The following is a 22,443-nucleotide window of genomic DNA, read 5'->3' as shown; positions in this document are numbered from 1 at the left end:
CGCCGGTATGGGCCGAATTCCGCGTTTCACCTGGAGGAATGCAGCCGTGAAGGACGCAGGTCCCTCGAATTCCCCGACTTCCGCTCACCACTTCGAAGTGACCGACGAGCAGCTCAGCGCCGAGCTGAAGAAGTGGACGGGGACGACGCCCGCGCTGCAACCCGTCGGCGAACTGCTGGACCGGCACTGGGAAGCGGCCTTCGCCTATGCGCAGCTGTGCACCGACGGACCGCACCACGCCGGAATGCTCACCACGGCCGCTTTCACCCGGCTCTTCGGGGAATCCCTGCGGCAGTCCGGACCGACCGCGGCCTGGCGCCCCCAGGTGCTGGTCACCGTCCGCCGTATCGCCGCGGAATGGGTCGCCGACCACCGGCAGGAAATGCTCCACCCCGATCTGCGCTGGGCGAACGGTGAGATCGACCGCGTCGCGGCCCGACTGCTGCCGGTGCCCGAACGGCGGCTGATCTCCCGGGCGTTCCAGCGGCTGCCCCAGTCGGCCCGCACGCTGCTGTGGCACATAGATGTCGAGTCCGAACCCTTCTCGGTGCCCGCCGGACTGCTGGGCATCGACGAGGAGGGCGCCGAGATCGAACTCGGGCGTGCCCGCGGCCGGTTGCGCGAGGAGTGCCTCCAGGTCCACCGCGAACTCGCCCAGGACGACGAGTGCATGCGGTACATCCGGCTGCTGGACGTCACCTTCCGGCGCGGCGGCGCGGAGGTCGACCCGGACCTCGCCATGCACCTCAGTCTCTGCAAGCACTGCCGGTACACCGCCGACCAGTTGAACCAGTTCAACGCCGGACTCGGCATCGCACTGGCCGAAGCGGTGCTCGGCTGGGGCGCGCGTTCGTACATGGAGGTCAGGGCCGGCAGCCGCGTGCTGCCCGCCGAGGTCTCGTCCGCCTCGACCGAACTCGAGGTGCACCCCGGCCCGCGGCGCGGCGAACTCAGAACGGCCCACAAGGCGGCCCGCCGCGTCCGCCGCCGCAACCTCGCCATGGCCGTGCTGACCGTGAGCGGACTGGTCGTCGTCCCGCTCGTCGTGTGGTCCCTCGGCGGCTCCGGCGGCGACAGGACCACGACCGAGAGCCAGGCCGCCGGCGGCGCCGGCACGGGCAAGGAATCCGCCGACCCGTCCTGGGCCAGCAAGAACGACACCGCCCAGGGCACGCTCAGCGGCCGGCTGCACAACGTCGAGTCCGGCCTCTGCATCGGCGTCGCCGGCAACAAGCCCCTCCAGGGCACCGAGGCCGAACTGCAGACCTGCTCCTCGGCGGCCGGCCAGCAGTGGTCGTACGAGACCGACGGCCAGCTGCGCAGCACCGCCGACCCCGGCCTCTGCCTCGACTCGCACCTCGCCTTCGAGGTGCAGCTCGCCCCCTGCACGGGCACGTCCTCGGCGACCGCGAAGAACATCCGCTACGACTTCACGCTCCAGGGCATCCTCGTACCGCGCTGGAACCAGGACCTGGCCCTGACCCCCGCCTCCACCGACGGCGGCGGCGCGCTCGTCCTGAAGAACCGGGCGGACGGCACGGCCCAGCGCTGGGTCTTCGACACCTCGAAGGCCGACCCGCAGATGCAGGTCGTCAACTGGGACACCGACAGCACCGACTCGCCGACCCCCACGACGAAGAAGGCCGCCCCGACGCCGTCGAAGACCCCGACGGCCACGCCCACCCCGACGCCGAGCGCGTCGACCCCGCAGTCCACGCCGACGACCTCGGCCCCGACCATGGACTACTGCGACTACTACCCGTCCTACTGCACGGGCGGCGGCTGGGGCGGAAGCGGTGGATACGGGGGCGGTTACGGCGGCGGTGGGCACGGCCGCTGAGCCTCAGTGCGGAGGATGCGGCGGTGGCGGCGGCAGGGTCGAGATGCCCGGCGCCGCCTCCGGCCACACCAGCAGCACCGGACAGGGCGCGTGATCGACGGCGAACCGTACGGCGGGCCCGAGACTGTGCGGGCCCAGCCGGGCCCGGTCGCCGTCACGGGCCAGCACCAGCAGATCGGCGTCCCCGGCGGCGGCCACCACCTCGCGCTCCACGCGCCCGGCCCGCTCCACCCGGGTGCACGGCCGCCCGAGCCGCCCGGCCGCCGCGTCGAGCAGCTCCGCCGCCGACGTACTGCCGAGATCCTCCAGCCGGGTCCCGGGATCACGCTGCGGACCACCCCGGCCGAGCAGCCCGGCGAACGCCCCGTGCGCGACACCGGGCACGTCCGGCCCGCTCACATGCAGCAGTACCACCTCGTCCGCCTCCGCCGCATGCGTCCGTACGGCGTCCACACAGGTGGGCCATGTGCCCTCGACCAGCCAGGCGATCACACGCATTCGGCCTCCCTCGGTGTCAGAGAACCTGGAGCGACACCCACAGTGCCACCACCGCCGGAACGAGCGCCGACGGCACGGCGAGCAGCCCCAGCTTCGTGAACTCCTTGAGATCCACGCCGTGTTCGTGCTGATGCACGATCCGCCGCCACAGCAGTGTCGCGAGCGACCCGGCGTAGGTCAGGTTCGGCCCGATGTTCACCCCGAGCAGCACCGCGAGCACGGCCCCGGGCCCGGACTGCGCGGTGAGCGGCAGCAGGACCAGTACCGCCGGCAGGTTGTTGATGAGATTCGCCAGTACGGCGGCCAGTGCGGCGATCCCCAGCAGCGCCGCGATCCCCGTCCCGCCGGGCAGGAGGTGCCCGAGCGCGTCCGAGAGCCCGTTGTCCACCACGGCCCGCACCACGATCCCGAGCGCCAGCACGAACGCGAGGAAGGACGGCGCGGCGGCCCGCACGACCGTGAGCGGGGTCGCCTGCCGCCGTAGCAGCGCCCGGCCGGCGAGGACGAGCGCGCCCGCCAGCGCGGCCCACGCGGGATCGATGCCGATCGCGGAGGTCAGCACGAACCCGGCGAGGGTGCAGGCGACGGTCGCCAGCGCGAACACCGGCAGCTCGGGCTTGTCGCCGGACACCGGCGAGGGCGCCGCCGCCGCGAGGTCGCGGGCGAAGAACTTCCGGAACACCAGGTACTCGGCGCCGATCGCGACCAGCCAGGGCAGCACCATCAGCCCGGCGAAGCGGGTGAAGCTCAGGCCGCTCGCCGCGAACGCGAGGAGGTTCGTCAGGTTGGAGACCGGCAGCAGCAGCGAGGCGGTGTTCGAGAGGTGCGTGCACGCGTAGACGTGCGGCTTGGGACGCACCCCCATCCGGGACGCCGTCGCGAACACGACCGGCGTCAGCAGCACGATGGTGGCGTCCAGGCTCAGGACGGCCGTGATCACCGAGGCCAGCGCGAACACCGCGGTCAGCAGCCGGCTCGGGCTGCCCTTCGCCCACTCCGCCATCCACGCGCCGCAGGCCCTGAACAGCCCCTCGACATCGCAGAAGTGGGCGAGCACGAGCACCGCGGCGAGGAACCCGACCACCGGCCCGAGCTGCTCGGCCTCCGCCCGCGCGTGGTCGAGCGAGATCGCCCCGGTGGCCACGGCGATCCCGGCGGCGGGGACCGCCATCACCGCCTCCGGCCACCCGAAGGGACGGACGACGGCCCACACCAGGACGGCGACGAGCAGGACGACGGACAGGGTTTCGGCGAGCGGGGTGTTCAGGGGACGGTCCTCCGGGACGCGGGACGTGGTGCCCGCCCCATGTAACCAGGCCGCGGCGCGCAACCAGTGATCAGGAACCCGTACCCGCGCTGAGCACCGTCAGACGCACCGAGGACGAGTTGCCCGACAGGGGCACCGGGCCGGCCGTCCACTTCACGTGCAGCGCGTCCTGCTCGTCGGGCGGGGTCACCGCGAGCCAGCTCGCGGTCGCCGTCTTCGCGCCGCTGACCTCCGGGTTGGAGAAGCTGAGGCCCGCCCAGGCGCTCTGCCCCGGCTTCAGCGTGACCGTGGTGACGGTGGTGCCCGACTCGCGCTGCGGGTCGTCGCCCAGCTGCGTGCCGGACGCGTTCAGGAACGCGGCGCCGGGATAACCGCGGACCGTGCAGGTACGGCCGGACGCGTTCGTGAGGACGATCGGGAAGTTCTCCTGCCCGGCGCCCGGGTCGTTGGCGCCCACCTTCGCCCGCAGCTCGGAGGTGTGGCACCGGCTGCTGCTGGTGACGCCGGAGCCCGAGGAGGTGGAGGTGGACGTGGAGGAACCCGACGAGGTGGAGGCCGAGTCCGAACCGGTCGCGGTGTCGCTGCCGCTCGACGGGGACGCCGGTGTGCCGGACCCGTCGGCCGAGGCGTCGCCGGCGGCGGGCGCGGCCGTCCCCGACTCGGTCTGCGGGCTGCTCACGGTGCCGCTGCCGTTGCCGCAGGCCGTCGTCGTCAGACCCAGGACGGCGATCGCGCTCACGAGCAGGGCCGCCCGGCGCAGGGACTGGGACGTGTTCGCCATCTTCAACACTCCTGGTGGTTCACCGCACGCTCTTCGACGTGCCGACCGCGCCTCATGCGCCGTCACAGTGGTCCGATACGGATGGGCGCCGAAAAGTTCGCGAGTCCGCCGGGATCCTTTCCCGGACTTGGATTTCGACGGTGATCAGGTGACCCGCAGCGAGCGGAGTATGCGCGAGGTCGCGTCACCGCTGTGCTGCCGTATCTGGACGTACACCTGCGGCTGCGCGGTGCCGCCCACCAGGCGCAACGCGGTCTCCGAGAGGGTGCCCGTACTGCCCGAGCAGTCGCTCCAGGTGCGGATCGTGCCGCGCCAGGTGGCGCTGGAGTAGGCGTGGCTGCCGTCGTAGTGACAGCCGGAGTGGGCGATGCCGTCCACCTTGGTCGTCACGCTGCCGTGCTCGCTCAGGCCGATGAACACACCGTTCACGTCCGCCGACAGATCCGGCCACTTCGTCAGGTCGTCGGCGACGGCCAGCCCCGACTCGTGCCCCGCCGTCAGCCCGAGGGCGTGCGGATCCCAGCCCGAGTCGCGCAGCTGACGGCCCCACGCGGCGGGCACCTCGGCCACGATCCGGCCGGTGCTGTCCTTGACCCGCAGCTCGGAACTCTTGGACGACGACGGCAGGTTCAGCACCACGGCGCCCGTGCCGGCCGCCACCACGACGAACAGACCGGCCATCAGCGCGACACTCCGGTGCCGACTGTGCGGCCTGCGCTGCTCGCGGGTGGGGGCCGCCTGGGCAGCCAGCCGCTCCAGCTCCTCCGCGAACGCCCGCGCCGACGGCCAGCGCCGCTCCCGGTCCGGTTCCAGCGCGCGCAGCAGGGCCCGCTGGACATCGGGGGACACGTCCGGCCGCAGCCGGTCCGGCCGTACGACCTGTCCGGGCGCCCCCGGAACCGTGCCGGTGACCAGCTCGTAGCCGACCGCGCCCAGGCTGTACACGTCGGCGCGCTCGTCGATGCCGAACCCGGGCTGCGCCTGCTCCGGCGGCTGGTAGCCCGCGGAACCCGCGGCCAGGGTGAGGCCCGACCCCTGCGCCAGGCTCTTGGCCAGGCCCAGGTCGGCGAGCAGGACGCGGTAGCTGCCGTCCGGGGCGGTGCGCAGCAGCACGTTCGTCGGCTTGATGTCCCGGTGGACGATGCCCGCCTTGTGCAGCGCGGCGGCGCCCCGGGCGGCCAGCGCGGTCAGCCGCAGCGCCTCGGAGACGGGCAGCGGACCCGCGGTGAGCAGATCGGCGAGGGTGCCGGCGTCGGCGTACTCCATGACGAAGTACGGCCGTCCGTCGGGCAGCTCACCGATGTCGTAGACCTGCACCACCCGGTTGGAGTCGGCCCTGCGCAGCAGCCGGGCCTCGGAGAGGAAGCGGTCGACGATGTCGAGGCGGTGCGCCCAGTTGTCGGCGAGGACCTTCACGGCCACCGGCGCTTCGAGCACGTCGTCGTGCGCGAGCCAGACCGTGCCGAACGCGCCGGTGCCCAGGCGGCGTTCGAGTCTGTAGCGGCCGATCTGTTCGACGAAGTGCATGGGACTATCATGCCTGCTCGTAGACCGAGGCGGAGGAGTGGATCCAGTGCGGGACACGGTGCGGACCGAGGAACTGGCGCGGCGGGCCGCGGCCGGTGATCCGGGTGCCCTGGACGAGCTGCTGCGGTCGATCGGACCCGAGGTCCTGCGGCGGTGCGGACGCTTCCTGCCGTGCCGTGAGGACGCCGAGGAAGCGGCGCAGGACGTACTGATGCAGGTCGCCCGGAAGATCGGCACGTTCGAGGGCCGCAGCCTCTTCAGCACCTGGCTGTACACGGTGGTCGCCAACGGCGCCCGGCAGAAGTACCGCGAGCTGAAGCGGCGGGCCGCCGAGCAGCCGGCCGAGATCGACGTGTCACAGCACGTCGACCCGCGCACCACGAGCGTGATCGCCGGCTCGAAGATCGACCTCCTGGAGGCGCTGGAGCGCCTGGAGCGGGAGCAGCCGCACCTCGTCGAGCCGCTGGTCTACCGGGACATCTGCAACCTGGAGTACGCCGACATCGCCGAGCGGATCGGCATCCCGCTCGGCACCCTCAAGTCCCGGCTGCACGAGGCCCGCCGCCAGGTCAGGCCCTGGCTGACCGACCTCTCCTGACCTTCGGCCCTCGTCGAAGTCAGTTCTCCTCGAAGAGGGACAGCTCGGCCCAGATCGTCTTGCCGTCGGCCGTGTGCCGGCTGCCCCAGCGCTGGGTGAGCTGCGCGACCAGCAGCAGCCCGCGCCCGCCCTCGTCCCAGGTCTTGGCGCGGCGCAGGTGCGGGGCCGTGTGGTTGGTGTCCGAGACCTCGCAGATCAGCGTGGTCGCGTCATGGATCAGCCGGAGCCGGATGGGGTGGGCGCCGTAGCGGATGGCGTTGGTGACCAGCTCGCTCACCACCAGCTCGGCCGTGAACCCGGCCTCGCTCATGTTCCAGGTGTCCAGCTGCTCCACGACCTGCTTGCGGATCGGGGCGACGAGCGACGGGTCGGCCGGGATGTCCCAGGTCGAGACCTGTTCGGCGGGCAGTCCCTGGGTGCGGGCCAGCAGCAGCGCCACGTCGTCGGCGGCACCGCCCGGCGGGAGCACGGCGTGCAGGATCCGGTCGCAGGTCTCGTCAAGGGAGTCCGAGGGGGCGTACAGGGCGTCGAACAGCAGCCGTTGACTGTCGTCGAGGTCCCGGTCGCGGTTCTCGATCAGCCCGTCGGTGTACAGCGCGAGCACGGTGCCCTCGGGCAGCTCGAACTCGGCCGACTCGAAGGGCAGCCCGCCCAGGCCCAGCGGCGGCCCCGCGGGCAGGTCGACAGGCTCGGGCGGGCCGCCCGGCCGGATCATGACCGGCGGCGGATGTCCGGCGCGGGCGAGCGTGCAGCGGCGGGACACCGGGTCGTACACCGCGTACAGACAGGTCGCGCCGACCTCGCCCGGGCTGCCCTCGCCCCCGGCCTCCGCGGACAGCCGTACGACGAGGTCGTCGAGGTGGGTCAGCAGTTCGTCGGGGGCCAGGTCGATGTCGGCGAGGGTGCGGACGGCCGTGCGCAGCCGGCCCATCGTGGCGGAGGCCTGGATGCCGTGGCCCACCACGTCCCCGACGACCATGGCGACCCGCATCCCGGACAGCGGGATCACGTCGAACCAGTCGCCGCCGACCCCGGCACGCGCCGCCGGCAGATAGCGCGAGGCCGCTTCCAGGGCGGCCGTGCGCGGCAGTTTGCGGGGGAGCAGGCTGCGCTGGAGGGCCAGCGCGGTCTCGCGTTCGCGGGAGAAGCGGCGGGCGTTGTCGATGCAGACGGCGGCGCGGGCCGTGACCTCCTCGGCCAGCAGGACGTCGTCGTCGGTGAACGGGTCCAGGCGCCGGTACCGGGTGAGGACCGCCACGCCGAGGGTGACGCCGCGGGCCTGGATCGGTACGGCCATCGAGGAGTGGATGCCGTACTCCGCGACGCGCCTGCTGCGGGTCCTGTCCCACGCGAGCCAGAGTTCGAGGGCCCGGCCCGAGGCGACGAGCGTGCGGCCCGCGACCAGCGCGTCGGCCTGCGGGGACTGCTCCGGGTACAGGTTCAGCTGGCCGGGCTTGGCGACGGCCTCCGGGCTGCCCTGCTGCACCGACTGGTGGGCGGCCCGGCGCAGTCTGATCGGCGCGGTGATCGCCGCCGGGGGCTCGCCGCCGTACTCCTGCGGGTCCAGCAGGTCGATGCTGACGAAGTCGGCGAGCGCCGGTACGCAGACGTCCGCGAGCTCCTGGGCCGTACGGGTGACGTCGAGGGTGGTGCCGATGCGCACGCTCGCCTCGTTGACGAGTTGCAGCCGCTCCCGCGACAGGTAGTTCTCGGTGAAGTCGTGCGCGGCCAGACACACGCCCCGCACCCGCCCCTCGGCGTCCGTGATCGGCGCCATCCGGGCCAGCCAGGCGTGCGCGGCGTCCTCGCCGCCGGTGCGCATGTAGATCTGGAAGTCCTCGGCGGTGCCCGAGGTGAGCACGCGCAGCATGTACTGCTCCAGCTCCGAGCTCTGCGTCTTCCCGCCGATCTCGGTGATCCGCAGCCCCTGGATGCGCTCCTCGGGCAGCCCGATCACGTCGGCCATCGCGTCGTTGACCCGGCTCAGCCGCAGCCGCTCGTCGTAGACAGCGATGGCACACGGCGACTGGGTCAGCGCCGCGGTCGCGAGGGGGTCCTCCGAGGCGCGGGGGCCGCCGCCCTCCAGCGGTGTCACCACGAGCCAGTCGCCCGGGCCGCCGTCCCGGGGGCGCCGGTGGTGGGCCAGCAGCCACACGGGTACGGCGCTGCCGTCCCGGTGGCGCAGCGTGACCGTGCCGTCCCAGCGGGCGCCCGTGATCTCGGGCAGCGCCTCGTCGTCACCGGCCAGCAGCCGCACGGCCGGGCGGCCCACGACCTCGCCCGCGGTGTGGCCGAGGAGCCGCCGGGCCCCGTCGTTCCACTCCACCAGAGTTCCGGCATCGTCGATGACAACCCGCGCCGTCGCGGCATCGTCGAACGGGTAGACCGGACTCATCGTCGCCACTCCATCGCGCGCACTCACAGTGAACAGACACGTCACTTGCGTTCCAGCCTAGTGCGTCACGGTCCCGCGCGGACGAGAACCCCCACGGCCGCGGGTACCGGTGGTCAAGGGGGAAATCCGGTCGAAGTGGCGCATGCGGCAGAAGCCCGACCACGCACCCTTGACGGCCAGGTGTAGCACCCCGTCAGAATCTGTTTGGTCACGATCAGTTGTGAGTACTTCTGGGCCCTGATGAGGGAGAGCCGCCATGACGGTCACTCGCAGATCGGTGTTGATCGCTTCTACGGCCGCGCCGACGGCCGCGTCACTTCTGTCCACCCCGGCCGCACGCGCCGCCGGGACCACCTCGGCCGCGTCCGGCCGCCACACGGTCCCCCTCCGGGACGGCTGGCGCTTCGCGCTGGTCAACCCGGGCGGGATCACCGACCCGACCGGCGCCTACGCCGGGGCCGCCGCACCGGACTACGACGACTCGGCCTGGCGCCGGGTCGCGGTCCCCCATGACTGGAGCATCGAACAGACCCCCACCACGGCATACGGCACGACCAGCGGCACCGGGTTCTTCCCCGGCGGCCTCGGCTGGTACCGGATCGCCTTCACCCTGCCGCCGGCCTTCGCGGGCAAGCGGATCTCGGTGGAGTTCGACGGCGTCTACATGGACTCGTACGTCCACTGCAACGGCACACAGGTCGGCCAACACCCCTACGGATACACGGGGTTCGCCTTCGACCTCACCGACCTGTCGCACACCGACGGCACCACGGAGAACGTCGTCGCGGTGCAGGTGCGCAACCAACTCCCCAGCAGCCGCTGGTACTCGGGCAGCGGCATCTACCGCGAGGCCCGCCTCGTCGTCACCGAGCCGGTGCACGTCGAACGCTGGGGAACATACGTCACGACCCCGGACATCACCGCCGAGCGGGCCGTCGTAGGGGTGCGGACGACCGTGGTGAACGAGTCGGGTGCCCCGAACGAGGTCGAGGTCAGATCGAGGGTCGTCGACCCCGGCGGTCGGACGGTGGCCCGCGCCGCCTCCACGGTCACCGTCGCCGACCGCGCGACCGAACCCCATGAACTCACCGTCCCCAAGCCCAAGTTGTGGGACATCGAGACCCCGGACCACCGCTACACCCTGGAGACCGAACTGCGGGTGGCCGGCAAGACGGTCGACACCTACCGCACCCCCTTCGGTATCCGCACCTACCGCTTCGACCCGGACGAGGGCTTCTCCCTCAACGGCGTCCACACCAAGATCAAGGGCGTCGACCTCCACCACGACCAGGGCGCCCTCGGCTCCGCGATCAGCATCGACGCCGTACGCAGGCAGTTGAGCATCATGAAGTCGATGGGCGTCAACGCCTTCCGCACCTCGCACAACCCGCCCTCGCCGCAGATCATCCAGGCCTGCGAGGAGTTGGGCATCGTGATGATGGTGGAGGCCTTCGACTGCTGGCACACCGGCAAGACGACCTACGACTACCACCGGTTCTTCGACGACTGGTGCGAGCGGGACGCCACCGAGATGGTCCTCGCCGCCCGCAACTCGCCCGCCGTGCTGCTGTGGTCCATCGGCAACGAGATACCCGACTCCACCACCACCGCAGGTCTCGCGATGGCCGACCGCATCATCGGCGCGATCAAGGCGGCGGACGACACCCGGCCGGTGGTCATCGGTTCGAACAAGTACCACGGGGTGCCCGCCAAGGGCTCCGCGGCCGACCTCATGCTCGCCAAGCTCGACGGACTCGGCCTCAACTACAACACCGCCAAGTCGGTCGACGGACTGCACGCGGCCTATCCGAAGCTGTTCCTCTTCGAGTCGGAGTCCTCCTCGGAGACCTCGACGCGCGGCGCCTACCAGGAGCCGGAGCACCTGAACACCGGCGAGAACTACACCCCCGGCAGGCGCGACACCTCGTCGTACGACAACAACCTCGCCTCCTGGACGATGAGCGGCGAGTACGGACACAAGAAGGACCGGGACCGGAAGTGGTTCGCGGGCCAGTTCCTGTGGTCGGGCATCGACTACATCGGGGAGCCGACGCCGTACGACGTCTTCCCGGTCAAGGCGTCCTTCTTCGGCGCCGTCGACACGGCAGGCTTCCCGAAGGACATGTACCACCTCTTCCGCAGCCAGTGGATCAGCGAGCCCATGGTCCATCTGGTGCCGATGAGCTGGAACCACGAGCCGGGCGACACGGTCGAGGTGTGGGCGTACGCCAATGTCGGCACCGTCGAGCTGTTCCTCAACGGAAAGTCCCTCGGGACAAGGGAGTTCGACACCAAGAAGACCACCGACGGCCGCGCCTACCTGGAGACCACCGAGGCCACCGGCGACGACAAGACCTTCACCACCGGTCCCTACCCGGGCAGTTACACCAGCCCGAACGGCAGCGCGGGCAAGCTTCACCTGACGTGGAAAGTCCCGTACGAGCCGGGCGAGTTGAAGGCGGTGGCGAGCAGCGGAGGGAAGGTGGTCGCTTCCGACGTGCTGCGTACGGCGGGGGCCGCGCACGCCGTCCGCCTCACGGCCGACCGCAAGTCCCTTGCCGCCGACGGCCGTTCACTGGTCTTCGTGACCGCCGAGGTCGTCGACGCCCACGGTGTCGTCCTGCCCGACGCGGAGGATCTGATCGCCTTCGACGTGAAGGGCGGATCCCTGGCCGGACTCGACAACGGGCGGGAGGAGAGCGCCGAGCGGTACCAGGCGAGCACCCGAACCGCCTTCCACGGCAAGGCACTCGCGATCGTGCGGTCCGGTACGAAGGCGGGCTCGTTGAAGGTGACGGCGCGCGCGGAGGGGCTGCGGGCCGGCACGGTGACGGTACGGACGACGCCCGGACGGGACGTGGTCACGACTTCCGCGGCGCGCTTCGAGGCCGACTATCCGGCGCCCCTGAACTACCCCTACGCCGACGCGAGTTACTCCGGCCGCCCCGACACACTCCCCGCTGCCATGCTCGACGGTGACACGGCCACCGGCTGGTCCAACGCCTTCGCGAAGTCGGCGACGGCTCTGCTGCCCGCCTTCAGTGGTGCGCGCGGGGAGGACTGGGTGTCGGTGGACTGGGGGAGGAGGCGGTCCTTCGACCGGGTGGAGGTGTCGTTCACGGTGGACGCGACGCACAGTCTGCCCGCGGCGGTGGCGGTCGCGGTGTGGGACGGGCGCAGGTGGGTGCCGGTCGAGGGGGCGGCCGTCGACTGGGCCACGGCCTCGGAGGCCCCGACCGTCATCACCTTCGGCGCCGCGCGCGGATCGCGGGTGCGGCTGACGCTGACGAGCAGTCATCCCGGTACGGCTCAAGGGGCGGTGCGGATCAGCAAGTTGGAGGCACCGGCCGGGTAGTACGGCGTCCGTTGCGGTCCGGACGGGAATCTGGCCTGTCCGGACCGTTGACGGGATGTCATGTCTCGAACACCATGGCCTGCGTCCGCATCTGGGAGCGCTCCCACCGCACGCACCACCGCAGCGCGCCCCCACCTCCCCGAGGAGCCCAGACGTGAAACGACGCAGAACGACCCTGCTCGCCGCCATGGCCCTCCTCGCGGCCGCGCTCACCGCCCTGCCGGCCGGCCCGGCCGGGGCCGACGAGGTCGAGCAGGTCAGGAACGGCACCTTCGACACCACGACCGAACCCTGGTGGACGACGAGCAATGTCACGGCGGGCCTGTCCGACGGACAGCTCTGCGCGGACGTGCCGGGCGGCACGACGAACCGCTGGGACGCGGCCGTCGGCCAGAACGACATCACGTTGGTGAAGGGCGAGTCGTACAAGTTCGCCTTCACCGCGTCGGGTGCGCCCGAGGGGCAGGTGGCGCGCGCGATCGTCGGACTGTCGGTGGCGCCGTACGACACCTACTACGAGGTCAGTCCCGAGCTGAGCGGGTCGGGCAACTCCTATGCGTACACGTTCACTTCACCCGTCGACACCACGCAGGGGCAGGTCGCCTTCCAACTCGGCGGCGGTACGGACGCCTGGCACTTCTGCATGGACGACGTGTCGCTGCTGGGCGGGGTGCCGCCGGAGGTGTACCAGCCGGACACCGGGCCGCGCGTGCGCGTCAACCAGGTCGCCTATCTGCCCGGCGGGCCGAAGAACGCGACCCTGGTGACCGCGTCGACGGCCGTGCTGCCCTGGCAGTTGAAGAACGCGGCGGGCGCGGTCGTCGCACACGGGCGGACCGCGCCGCGCGGCACGGACGTGGCCTCCGCGCAGAACGTCCAGTCGATCGACTTCGGTTCCTATCGGGGGCACGGCGAGGGCTTCACGCTGGTGGCCGACGGGGAGACGAGCCGTCCGTTCGACATCGGCACGAGCGCCTACGAGCAGCTGCGCCTCGACTCGCTGAAGTACTACTACACCCAGCGCAGCGGCATCGAGATCCGGGACGACCTGCGCCCCGGCTACGCCCGCCCGGCCGGTCACCTGGACGTCGCCCCCAACCAGGGCGACGCGCATGTGCCCTGCCAACCCGGCCTGTGCGACTACACACTTGACGTGACCGGCGGCTGGTACGACGCGGGCGATCACGGCAAGTACGTCGTCAACGGCGGTATTTCCACCTGGGAGTTGCTGAGCACCTACGAGCGCTCACGCCTGGCCCGCACCGGACAGCCGGCCAAACTGCGCGACGGGACACTGGCCATCCCGGAGAGCGGCAACAAGGTGCCGGACGTGCTCGACGAGGCCCGCTGGGAACTGGAGTTCCTGCTGAAGATGCAGGTACCGGACGGACAGCCACTGGCAGGCATGGCCCACGACAAGATCCACGACGAACAGTGGACCGGGCTGCCCCTGCTGCCGAGCCAGGACCCGCAGAAGCGCGAACTGCACGCGCCGACCACCCAGGCGACGCTCAACCTCGCTGCGGCGGCGGCACAGGCGGCCCGCCTGTACCGGCCCTACGACCGGGAGTTCGCTGCGAAGGCGCTGGCCGCGGCGAGGAAGGCCTGGGCGGCGGCGGTCGCGCACCCCGCGGTGTACCCGGACCCGAACGACGGCACCGGCGGCGGCGCGTACCCCGACGACAACGCGACCGACGAGTTCTACTGGGCGGCGGCGGAGCTGTATCTCACCACGGGGGAACGGCAGTTCGCGGACTACGTCGTCAACTCGCCCCTCAACACGGCCGACATCTTCGGCGGCCTCGGCTTCGACTGGGCCCGGACGGCGGCACTGGGCCGACTCGACCTCGCGACGGTCCCCAGCAGGCTTCCGGGCCGGGACAAGGTGCGCCGCTCGGTGATCGAGGGCGCGGACACCTACCTGACCACACTGCGAACCCAGCCGTACGGCATGCCGTACGCGCCGCCCGGCAACCTCTACGACTGGGGCTCCAACAGTCAGATCCTCAACAACGCCCATGTCATCGCCACCGCGTACGACCTCACCGGCGCCGCGAAATACCGCGACGGCGCGCTCCAGAGCATGGACTACATCTTCGGTCGCAACGCCCTCAACATGTCGTACGTCACCGGTTACGGCGAGGCCAACTCCCACAACCAGCACAGCCGTTGGTACGCCCACGAACTCGACCCGAACCTCCCCAACCCGCCCAGGGGCACGCTCGCGGGAGGCGCGAACTCCTCCATCCAGGACCCCTACGCACAGAGCAAACTCCTCGGCTGCGTCGGCCAGTTCTGCTACATCGACGACATCCAGTCGTGGTCGACCAACGAGACGGCGGTGAACTGGAACGCGGCGTTGGCGTGGATGGCGTCGTTCGCGGCGGATCAGGGATGATCTCCGGATGAGCAGATTCGCCGAGGTCGTCGTGCTGGCCCTTCACGCGCACGAAGTGATGGAACCGCTGACCCGGGACGACCCGGAGCGCACCTGGCGGGGCCGCTTCGTACCGATCCAGAGCCAGTGGGGGACGTCGTTCGGCGCGGGATGGGCCACCGAGTTCGAGCGCATGCGCCCACGGGAGGGGCTGCTGAGGCATCTGGAGTCGCTCCCGTGGCCCTGGCCGGGGAGCGTCCAGGTGCTGATCCACGACCAGGACGACGAGTGCTTCGGACTGTGGATGTTCCACGACGGGAAACTGGTGGAGGTACCTCTTCCGCGCACCCGCCGCTTCCACCAACCGGCCCCGCCCACCGAAGAGTTCCCGCCCGATCCGGGCTATCTCCTTCGGACGGACCAGGACCGCGAGCTGCCGGAGCAGACCCCGGAACACCTCCGGGATCCGCGGCCGGCCTGGTAACGGGCGTCAGGGCTCGCGTTCCACGAGTTCCCTCGGGCGCTTGTGCGCGGTGAGTGTGTGGAGTTCGGCCCGGTCGAGCGGCCGGTGCAGCTCCACGTACTCGCCGTGCGGCAAACGCTTGATCACGCCCGTCTCGCGGCCGTGCAACACCAGCTCGCTGTCCCGGAGTTGGAGGCCCAGGCAGATGCGCCGAGTGGCGATGAAGGCGATCGCCGGTACGACGAACACCGCCACCCGTACCGCCCAGGTCACCGTGTTGATCGACAGGTGGAGGCGGGTCGCCACGATGTCGTTGCCGCCGCCTGCCAGGAGGATCAGGTAGAGGCTGATCCAGGCCACGCCGATGCCCGTGCGGGTGGGGCGGTTGCGGGGGCGGTCCAGGAGGTGGTGCTCGCGTTTGTCGCCGGTTCGCCATGACTCCAGGAACGGGTACACGCCGATGAGGACCAGGAGGAGCGGGAAGACCACGATCGGGATCAGTACGCCCAGGACCAACGTGTGGCCCCACAAGGTGACTTCCCAGCCGGGCATGATGCGGACCAGGCCCTCCGCGAAGCCCAGGTACCAGTCCGGCTGGGCGCCCGTCGAGACCTGGTCGGCGCGGTAAGGGCCGTAGGACCAGACCGGGTTGATCGACGCCACCGCCGCGAGGAGGGTGAGGGCGCCGAAGACCAGGAAGAAGAAGCCGCCCGCCTTCGCGAGGTACACCGGCATGAACGGGGAGCCCACCACGTTGCGTTCGGTGCGACCGGGGCCCGCGAACTGGGTGTGCTTGTGGTGGACGACCAGCAGGAGGTGGACGACCACCAGTGCCGCCATGATGCCGGGGATCAGCAGGACGTGGAGTGAGTAGAAGCGGGACACGATGTCGTGGCCGGGGTACTCGCCGCCGAACAGGAACATCGACAGGTACGTCCCGACGATCGGCACCGACAGCAGCGCGCCGTCCACGAAGCGCATGCCCGTGCCCGACAGCAGGTCGTCCGGGAGCGAGTAGCCGAAGAGGCCCTCGAACAGGCCCAGGAACAACAGGGTCCAGCCGAACAGCCAGTTGAGCTCGCGCGGCTTGCGGAACGAGCCCGTGAAGAAGTGCCGCATCATGTGCGTGAGCATCGCGGCGATGAAGACCAGCGCCGCCCAGTGGTGCAACTGCCGGACCAGCAGCCCGCCCCGCACGTCGAAGCTGAGGTGCAGCGTCGAGGCGTAGGCGTCGGACATGCGGATGCCGTTCAGGGGGACATAACTCCCGTGGTACGTCACCTCGTTCATCGACGGGTGGAAGAAGAGCGTGAGGTAGACGCCCGTCAGGATCAGCACCACGAAGCTGTAGAGGCAGATCTCGCCGAGCAGGAACGACCAGTGGTCCGGGAACACCTTCCGCAAGTACTGCTTGCCGAGGGTGTGGATGCCGAGGCGGCCGTCGAACCAGTCGGCGACGCGTTCGCCCCGCGAGGTGTCGGAGGTGTCGGAGGTGCCGGTCACTGGTCCTCCTCCTCGTCCTTGTGCACGTGCGTGAGTTTCTCGGGGTTGGTGACGATGTAGACGCCGGACACCTGGTCGCCCTCGGGCGTGAGGTCCATGACCATCACCGCGTACGGCGAGTCGCCCTCGAACAGCACGGCCGCGTCGTCGCCGTTGACGCGCCGGTAGCGCAGCTCCAGGTCCTGGGGGCCGCGGCGCCGGGTCGCGAAGGAGTTGATGAGGCGGACGGCCTTGTCCCGCCCGTGCACCGGGCGCAGTCCCGCCGGCTTCCGGTTGCCCCCGCTGTCGGTCCACACCGTGACGTCCGGCGCGAGGATCTCCATCAGCGAGGCGATGTCCCCGCCGATCGCGGCCCGCACGAACCGCTCGGTCGCCTCCCGCCGCACCCGGGGATGCGCCTCGTACAACGGCCGCCGCGCGTGCACATGGGCCCGCGCCCGGTGCGCGAGCTGCCGTACGGCGGCCGGGGTGCGGTCGATGATGTCCGCGATCTCGGTGTGGGCGTACCCGAACACCTCGTTGAGGACGAAGACCGCGCGTTCCAGCGGCGTCAGCGACTCCAGGACGACCAGCATGGCCAGCGACACGGACTCGGCGCGCGACGCGGGGTCCTCGGGGTCGCCGTCGGCGGCCTGGTCGACCAACGGCTCCGGCAGCCACGGGCCGACGTACGTCTCCCGACGGCGGGTGATCGTGGCGCGGCGCTGGAGGGCGTGGTTGACGGCGATGCGGACGAGATAGGCGCGCGGGTTGGCGATGGTGCCGAGCGGGGCGCGCCGGGCGCGGGCCGTCCAGGACAGCCAGGTCTCCTGGAGGACGTCCTCGGTGTCGGCGACGCTGCCCAGCATGTTGTAGACGAGACCGAACAGCAGCTCCCGATGGTCCATGAAGACAGTGGTCGCCTCAGTGGTCGCCTCAGTGGTCGCCTCATCGGTGACAGCGATCTCGGAGAACTCGGACATGTATGCGCCTCCCCAGTGGCGTGCTCACTACTGCGAGGGGCGGCGGGGGTCGGAATGTGACAGCGGACGGCCTGAATGTGACGTACGTCTCGGGAAATTCGCGCCGTGTCACACCCGTCGGGCGTCCGCCCTCTTGAACGCGAGTCCGACCCGTCGTCGGACGCGCAGTCGGACGTAAGGAGTCGACATCGTGTTCAAGAAGTGGCACGGCAACCCCTGGGCGATCCTCGGCACGCTCTCGCTCGGGTTCTTCATGACCCTCCTCGACCTGACGATCGTGAACATCGCGATCCCGCAGCTCGGCGAGGACCTCGACGCGTCCCTGGACGAGATCCTGTGGATCGTCAACGCCTACACGCTGGCGCTGGCCGTCCTGTTGATCACCGGCGGCCGCCTCGGCGACCTGCGCGGCAAACGCAACCTGTTCGCCGCCGGAGTCGCCCTGTTCACGCTGGCCAGCCTCGCCTGCGGCCTCGCGCAGGACCCGGCCCAACTCATCGGGTTCCGCGCGGTGCAGGGGCTGGGCGCGGCGCTGCTCATGCCGCAGACCCTGTCGATCATCGCCGAGGTGTTCCCGGCCGACCGGCGTGGTGTCGCGATGGGCATCTGGGGCGCCGTGGCGGGGGTGTCCGGCGCGCTCGGCCCGATCCTCGGCGGGGTGCTGATCACCCATCTGTCCTGGCGCTGGATCTTCTTCGTCAACCTGCCGATCGGCGCGCTGGTGCTCGTCCTGACCATGGCGATCATCCCGGGCGCCCGGCGCACGGTACGGCGCCGCTTCGACACCCTCGGCGTCACCCTCGCCTCAACTGCCCTGTTCTGCCTGGCGTTTGGGCTGACCGAGGGACAGCGGTACGACTGGAACGCCTGGATCTGGAGCCTGTTCGGCGCGGCCGTAGTCCTCTTCGCCGGCTTCCTGCTGCACGAGCGCGGGCAGCAGGACGGTGAACCCCTGGTCCCCTTCTCGCTGTTCAAGGACCGCGACTTCAGCCTCATCAACTTCGTCGGCGTCACCGTGTCGTTCGGCGTGGTCGGGATGTTCCTGACCCTGACGATCTATCTCCAGTCCGTGCTCGGCTTCAGCGCGCAGAAGGCGGGGCTCGTGCTGTTGCCCGTCGCCCTCGGTTCGTTCGTGATGGCGGGGCCCGCCGGGGCGCTCGCGGACAAGGTCGGGGGCAAGTTCATCCTGATGGGCGGGCTGCTCGCCTGGGCGGGCGGGCTTGTGTGGGTCGTCGGCGTCGCGGACGTCGGCACGGGCTGGTTGACCGTCGCGTTCCCGCTGTTCCTCACGGGGTTGGGCGTCGGCTGCACCTTCGCGCCCATGGCCACGGAGGTCATGCGGAACGTCCCGCCCCGGCTCGCCGGTGCCGCGTCCGGTGTCACCAACGCGCTCCGGCAGGTCGGGTCGGTGCTCGCCGGCGCTGTGATCGGAGCGGTGCTCCAGGCCCAGCTCGCCTCCTCCCTGACCGAGCAGGCACGGGCTCGGGCCGGTCAACTCCCCGTCGCCTACCGGGAGTCGTTCGTCGCCGCGTTCTCGAAGGGGGAGTCCGACGTCGGTGCCGGGCAGCAGGTTGGTGCGCCGGCCGGGGTTCCGCGTGGCGTCGCCGAGCGGATGCGTGCGCTTGGTGGTGAGGTGTTCGGCCACGGCTTCGTCCATGCGATGGGGCCGGCCGTGTATGTCGCGGTCGCCGTTCTGCTGGCCGGGGCGGTCGCTTGTCTTGCCGTACGGCGACACCACGGGCCGTCCGTCAATCCGCATGCCTTGCCCATGTCCGAGCCCGAGTTGGAGGAGGCCGCGCGTTGATCGTTGGTGGTAGGGGCTTTGGGGCGTTCGCTCGGCCACGGCCGGTGGGGGCTGGGCGCGCAGTTCCCCGCGCCCCTGAAGGACCGGGCTTCGCCGGTCCCCACGGCCGGGACGCCTCCCCGGCGATTTCAGGCAGCGTCGTGGAACACCAAGCCCAACGCGTGCCGCCTGCCGGAGCGTACGGTGCTCACCCCGTGTCGCATGGGTCCGGACGACCAGCCGCGCTTCGTTCGAACCGGTCGGTCCCTCGTCGTGAACACCAGGCCGTGGCCCTGCCGGAGCGGGGTCGCGGTGGCCCGGGACTGGGCGCGGGGACGTTGTTCGACCATCAGGAACTCGCCGCCGGTGTAGTCCGTGCCGTACTCGTCGAGGCCGATCACCACCTGGAGCGGGAAGACCAACTCGCCGAAGACATCGCGGTGCAGGGCGTTCCAGTCGCCCTCGCCGTAGCGGAGCAGGATCTGTGCCGAACGGTCCTGGCCGGCGTCGTGGCAGCGGGCGAGCCACTCGTCCAGCTCGTCGGGCCAGGGGGCCGGGCGGTCGAGCCGGGCCGCCCAGTCCCGGGCGATCGGCAGCAGGAGTGGGTAGAGCGCGGCGCGCAGGGCGGCGACGGGTGCGGGCAGGTCGTGGGTGAAGTAGCGGTACTCGCCGGAGCAGAAGCGGTGCCGGGCCATGTCGACCGTGGTGCGGAACAGTTCCGGCTTCTCGTACAGCGCGGCCAGGTCGCGGCACTCGGCCGGTGTCAGCAGTCGGGCGGTCGGCGCGCTGCCGTGCTCGTCCAACTCCGCTGCGAGCGCGGGCCAGTTGGTGCGATCCATGACTCCTCCTTCTCCGTCCCGGTCCTCCGTCAGCCGAGCATCGGCTGCAACGCGCCCTCATGGGTGAGGAGTTGGACCTTGCGTTCGACACCGGCGGCGTACCCGCGCATCGAGCCGTCCGCGCCGATCACGCGATGGCACGGGCGTACCAGCAGCAGCGGGTTGGCGCCGAGGGCCGCGCCCAGTGCCCGGACTTCGGCGCGCGGTACGCCCAGGCGTTCGGCGAGGGCGCCGTAGGTCGTCGTGGTGCCGTACGGGATCTCGTCCAGCGACTGCCAGACCCGCTGCTGGAACTCCGTTCCCTCGGCGGCCAGCGGGAGTTCGAAGCGGGTGAGGTGTCCGGCGAAGTACGCGGACAGCTGGCGGGTGGCCTCGGCGAAGGCCGCGTCGTCGCGTTGCCAGTCGGCGGGGATGCCCGGGTGGTCCGGCATGGTCAGGGAGGTGAGGGTGGTGCCGTCGGCCGACTTCTCGCCGGTCAGGAGCAGCTCGCCCACGGGGCTGTCGGTGAGTGTGTAGAGAGTGGTCATGGAGATGAGTCTGCTCCGGAACGGCGGTCGAGTCCGGCGGGATTCGGACATGGAGCTGAGGCCTGACGGGACCCGCTCGGTACCGTCGGGTGATGCTCTTGACCTGGGGGTATTTACGGGTAAGTACCCGAGCGGTACCGTGTTGGGATGCCAGCTCTCAACGTGGAGTTCAGCGACCGCGAGCTAGAGGACCTGCGGCAGATCGCCAAGGAGCGCGGTACGTCGATGAAGGCGCTGGTGCGCGAGGCGGCCGCGGCCGACATCGCTCGGCACCGGGCGCTTCAGGAAGGCGCCGAGGCGTTCCGCCGGTTCTTCGCCACGCACGCCGACGAGTTCGCCGCCGCGTTCCCCGACGACGAACCGGCGGCCAAGGGCGAGGGGCGGGTCGCCTGACGCATGCCCGTCATCCCCGCCATCCATATCGACGTGCCCTGGCTGCTCCAGCGCCATGAGGAAGTCCTGCCGGACCAGCCCACCATCAACGACTTCTCCGCGTTAGTGGCGGCCGTAGCCCGGCACCGCGTCGATCCGCCCCGCCTCGGAGTCGACTCCGACCCGGCCTGGCGGGCCACCGCCCTGCTGCACACCGTCGCCCTGCTCAAGCCCCTGCCCTCGGCCAACGCCCGCTTCGCCTGCGCCACGGCGGTCGCCTACATGTTCGTGAGCGGTGTCGGCATCGATCCGCCCTACGGCGCCCTCGTCGACCTCGCCCGCGATCTGATCTCCGGCAAGACCGATGTCTACGGCGCGGCGGACCGGCTGCGTTCCTGGCAGATCTGAGCGGCAGCTTCGACGCGTCCGTCAGCGGTCGTCGTCCTGGCGGGCGTTCTCCTCGTGCGACCGTGGGCTCTCCTCGCGGGGATCGTCGTCGGACGCGGCGAGGCTGCCCAGCAGACCCAGCAGTTCCGCGCTGCGGCTCCCCGGCTCGGCGTGGAAGACGACCACGCTCAACGCGTTCGTGCCCGGGATCTCGAACTTGTTCGACCGCAGCTCGAAGTCGCCGACGAGCGGGTGGCTGAGGAGACTGGTCCGGCCGAGCATGGGCCGTACCTCGTGGCGGCTCCACAGCAGCCGGAAGCGGTCACTGCGCACCGACAGCTCGCCCACCAGCTCCACCAGCCGGGGATCGTCGACGTCGGGGCCGATGTGACCGCGCAGGGTCGCCACGCCCTCGGCGGTCAACTCGTCCCAGTCGCGGCGCAGTTCGCGCTCGCCGGGGTCCAGGAAGACCGCCCGCAGCAGGTTCGCACCCGGTGTGTAGTTCGGGGAGAGGGCCCGGCACAGCGCGTTGGCCGCGAGGCAGTCCGTGAACCGGTTCTGTACATACGCCGGGTGGGCGGACCAGGTGTCCAGCAGTTCGCGGACGCTCGCCGGTACCGCCTCGGGCCGCCTGGCCCTCCTGCGGGACACGGCCGGCCGCTCCGGCTGCGCCAGGCTCAGAAGATGGGCGGTCGCGGACGCGTCCAGGCGCAGCACCCGGGCCAGCGCCTCCAGCACCTGCACCGACGGGTTGCGGTCCCGGCCCTGCTCCAGGCGCAGGTAGTAGTCGGAGCTGATACCGGCCAGCAGGGCGACCTCCTCCCGGCGCAGCCCCGGCACCCGGCGCAGCCCGCCGCCGCTCAGGCCCACGTCCTCGGGCCGGACCCGCTCACGGCGGGCCCGCAGAAACTCCCCGAGCGCGTTCTTGCTGTCCACACCCACCACCGTAGGTCCGAATCCGCGGAGGTG

Annotated in this window: 18 protein-coding genes; 8 read left to right on the top strand and 10 right to left on the bottom strand. The window is 70.9% G+C overall.

All coding sequences use genetic code 11. From position 1 onward, the window contains the following. Nucleotides 1-46: 46 nt before the first annotated feature. Nucleotides 47-1,840: a ricin-type beta-trefoil lectin domain protein gene (locus OG714_RS06355; protein WP_406119147.1), complete on the top strand. Its 1,794-nt coding sequence runs from the start codon at nt 47-49 to the stop codon at nt 1,838-1,840. Nucleotides 1,841-1,843: 3 nt separating this feature from the next. Here OG714_RS06355 and OG714_RS06350 read toward each other — a convergent pair whose 3' ends face one another. The 4 genes from OG714_RS06350 to OG714_RS06335 all read right to left on the bottom strand — a co-directional run bounded on the left by OG714_RS06350 (nt 1,844) and on the right by OG714_RS06335 (nt 5,913). Next, nucleotides 1,844-2,338, bottom strand: a complete 495-nt coding sequence (locus OG714_RS06350) for a universal stress protein (RefSeq protein ID WP_406119145.1) — start codon at nt 2,336-2,338, stop codon at nt 1,844-1,846. A gap of 16 nt (nt 2,339-2,354) precedes the next feature. Further along, a complete protein-coding gene (locus tag OG714_RS06345; RefSeq protein WP_406119143.1) occupies nt 2,355-3,668 on the bottom strand; it encodes an arsenic transporter in 1,314 nt (437 codons plus the stop codon). A gap of 7 nt (nt 3,669-3,675) precedes the next feature. After that, on the bottom strand, nt 3,676-4,386 hold the full coding sequence (locus OG714_RS06340) for a DUF4232 domain-containing protein (protein WP_406119141.1): 711 nt from the start codon (nt 4,384-4,386) through the stop codon (nt 3,676-3,678). 144 nt (nt 4,387-4,530) lie between these two features. Continuing rightward, nucleotides 4,531-5,913, bottom strand: a complete 1,383-nt coding sequence (locus OG714_RS06335) for a serine/threonine-protein kinase (protein ID WP_406119139.1) — start codon at nt 5,911-5,913, stop codon at nt 4,531-4,533. Nucleotides 5,914-5,959: 46 nt separating this feature from the next. On the opposite strand from OG714_RS06335, the gene OG714_RS06330 reads away from it, so the two are divergent. After that, nucleotides 5,960-6,511: an RNA polymerase sigma factor gene (locus tag OG714_RS06330; RefSeq protein ID WP_406119137.1), complete on the top strand. Its 552-nt coding sequence runs from the start codon at nt 5,960-5,962 to the stop codon at nt 6,509-6,511. A gap of 19 nt (nt 6,512-6,530) precedes the next feature. Here the strand turns inward: OG714_RS06330 and OG714_RS06325 are convergent, their stop codons facing one another. Then, nucleotides 6,531-8,906, bottom strand: coding sequence for a SpoIIE family protein phosphatase (locus OG714_RS06325; RefSeq protein WP_406119136.1), 2,376 nt, complete (start codon nt 8,904-8,906; stop codon nt 6,531-6,533). 256 nt (nt 8,907-9,162) lie between these two features. Here OG714_RS06325 and OG714_RS06320 point away from each other — a divergent pair, with 256 nt between their 5' ends. From OG714_RS06320 to OG714_RS06310, 3 genes are all read left to right on the top strand, one after another. Then, nucleotides 9,163-12,261 carry a glycoside hydrolase family 2 TIM barrel-domain containing protein gene (locus tag OG714_RS06320; RefSeq protein ID WP_406119134.1) on the top strand — a complete coding sequence of 1,033 codons (3,099 nt, stop codon included), beginning with the start codon at nt 9,163-9,165 and terminating at the stop codon, nt 12,259-12,261. Nucleotides 12,262-12,415: 154 nt separating this feature from the next. Beyond that, a complete protein-coding gene (locus OG714_RS06315) occupies nt 12,416-14,659 on the top strand; it encodes a glycoside hydrolase family 9 protein (RefSeq protein WP_406119133.1) in 2,244 nt (747 codons plus the stop codon). Between the two features lie 7 nt (nt 14,660-14,666). Further along, a complete protein-coding gene (locus tag OG714_RS06310) occupies nt 14,667-15,122 on the top strand; it encodes a hypothetical protein (protein WP_406119132.1) in 456 nt (151 codons plus the stop codon). Nucleotides 15,123-15,128: 6 nt separating this feature from the next. Here the strand turns inward: OG714_RS06310 and OG714_RS06305 are convergent, their stop codons facing one another. Together OG714_RS06305 and sigJ are read right to left on the bottom strand one after the other, a co-directional pair. Next, on the bottom strand, nt 15,129-16,604 hold the full coding sequence (locus tag OG714_RS06305; protein ID WP_406119131.1) for a cytochrome bc complex cytochrome b subunit: 1,476 nt from the start codon (nt 16,602-16,604) through the stop codon (nt 15,129-15,131). After that, the gene (sigJ, locus tag OG714_RS06300; protein WP_406119129.1) at nt 16,601-17,566 is read right to left on the bottom strand and encodes an RNA polymerase sigma factor SigJ; all 966 of its coding nucleotides are present in this window, start codon (nt 17,564-17,566) and stop codon (nt 16,601-16,603) included. Before sigJ ends, OG714_RS06305 begins: the two co-directional genes overlap by 4 nt. A gap of 190 nt (nt 17,567-17,756) precedes the next feature. On the opposite strand from sigJ, the gene OG714_RS06295 reads away from it, so the two are divergent. Next, nucleotides 17,757-19,370: a DHA2 family efflux MFS transporter permease subunit gene (locus tag OG714_RS06295; protein WP_406119128.1), complete on the top strand. Its 1,614-nt coding sequence runs from the start codon at nt 17,757-17,759 to the stop codon at nt 19,368-19,370. 128 nt (nt 19,371-19,498) lie between these two features. Here the strand turns inward: OG714_RS06295 and OG714_RS06290 are convergent, their stop codons facing one another. Together OG714_RS06290 and OG714_RS06285 are read right to left on the bottom strand one after the other, a co-directional pair. Next, nucleotides 19,499-20,188, bottom strand: a complete 690-nt coding sequence (locus tag OG714_RS06290; protein ID WP_406119126.1) for a 2OG-Fe(II) oxygenase — start codon at nt 20,186-20,188, stop codon at nt 19,499-19,501. Nucleotides 20,189-20,217: 29 nt separating this feature from the next. Beyond that, nucleotides 20,218-20,715, bottom strand: coding sequence for a methylated-DNA--[protein]-cysteine S-methyltransferase (locus tag OG714_RS06285; protein WP_406119125.1), 498 nt, complete (start codon nt 20,713-20,715; stop codon nt 20,218-20,220). 147 nt (nt 20,716-20,862) lie between these two features. Between OG714_RS06285 and OG714_RS06280 the strand changes: the two genes are divergently transcribed. Beyond that, entirely contained in the window at nt 20,863-21,108 is a 246-nt protein-coding gene (locus OG714_RS06280) for a hypothetical protein (RefSeq protein WP_318020629.1), read from the top strand. 3 nt (nt 21,109-21,111) lie between these two features. Then, nucleotides 21,112-21,495 carry a toxin Doc gene (locus tag OG714_RS06275; protein WP_406119124.1) on the top strand — a complete coding sequence of 128 codons (384 nt, stop codon included), beginning with the start codon at nt 21,112-21,114 and terminating at the stop codon, nt 21,493-21,495. A 21-nt stretch (nt 21,496-21,516) separates the two neighbouring features. On the opposite strand, the gene OG714_RS06270 is transcribed toward OG714_RS06275, so the two are convergent. Next, nucleotides 21,517-22,410 carry a helix-turn-helix domain-containing protein gene (locus OG714_RS06270; RefSeq protein ID WP_406119123.1) on the bottom strand — a complete coding sequence of 298 codons (894 nt, stop codon included), beginning with the start codon at nt 22,408-22,410 and terminating at the stop codon, nt 21,517-21,519. Between the last annotated feature and the right edge of the window lie 33 nt (nt 22,411-22,443).

It is taken from the genome of Streptomyces sp. NBC_00989, assembly GCF_045162655.1.
Lineage (GTDB): Bacteria > Actinomycetota > Actinomycetes > Streptomycetales > Streptomycetaceae > Streptomyces.
The sequence above is the reverse complement of the archived record's forward strand: the minus strand, read 5'-3'. Positions and strand labels throughout refer to the sequence as shown.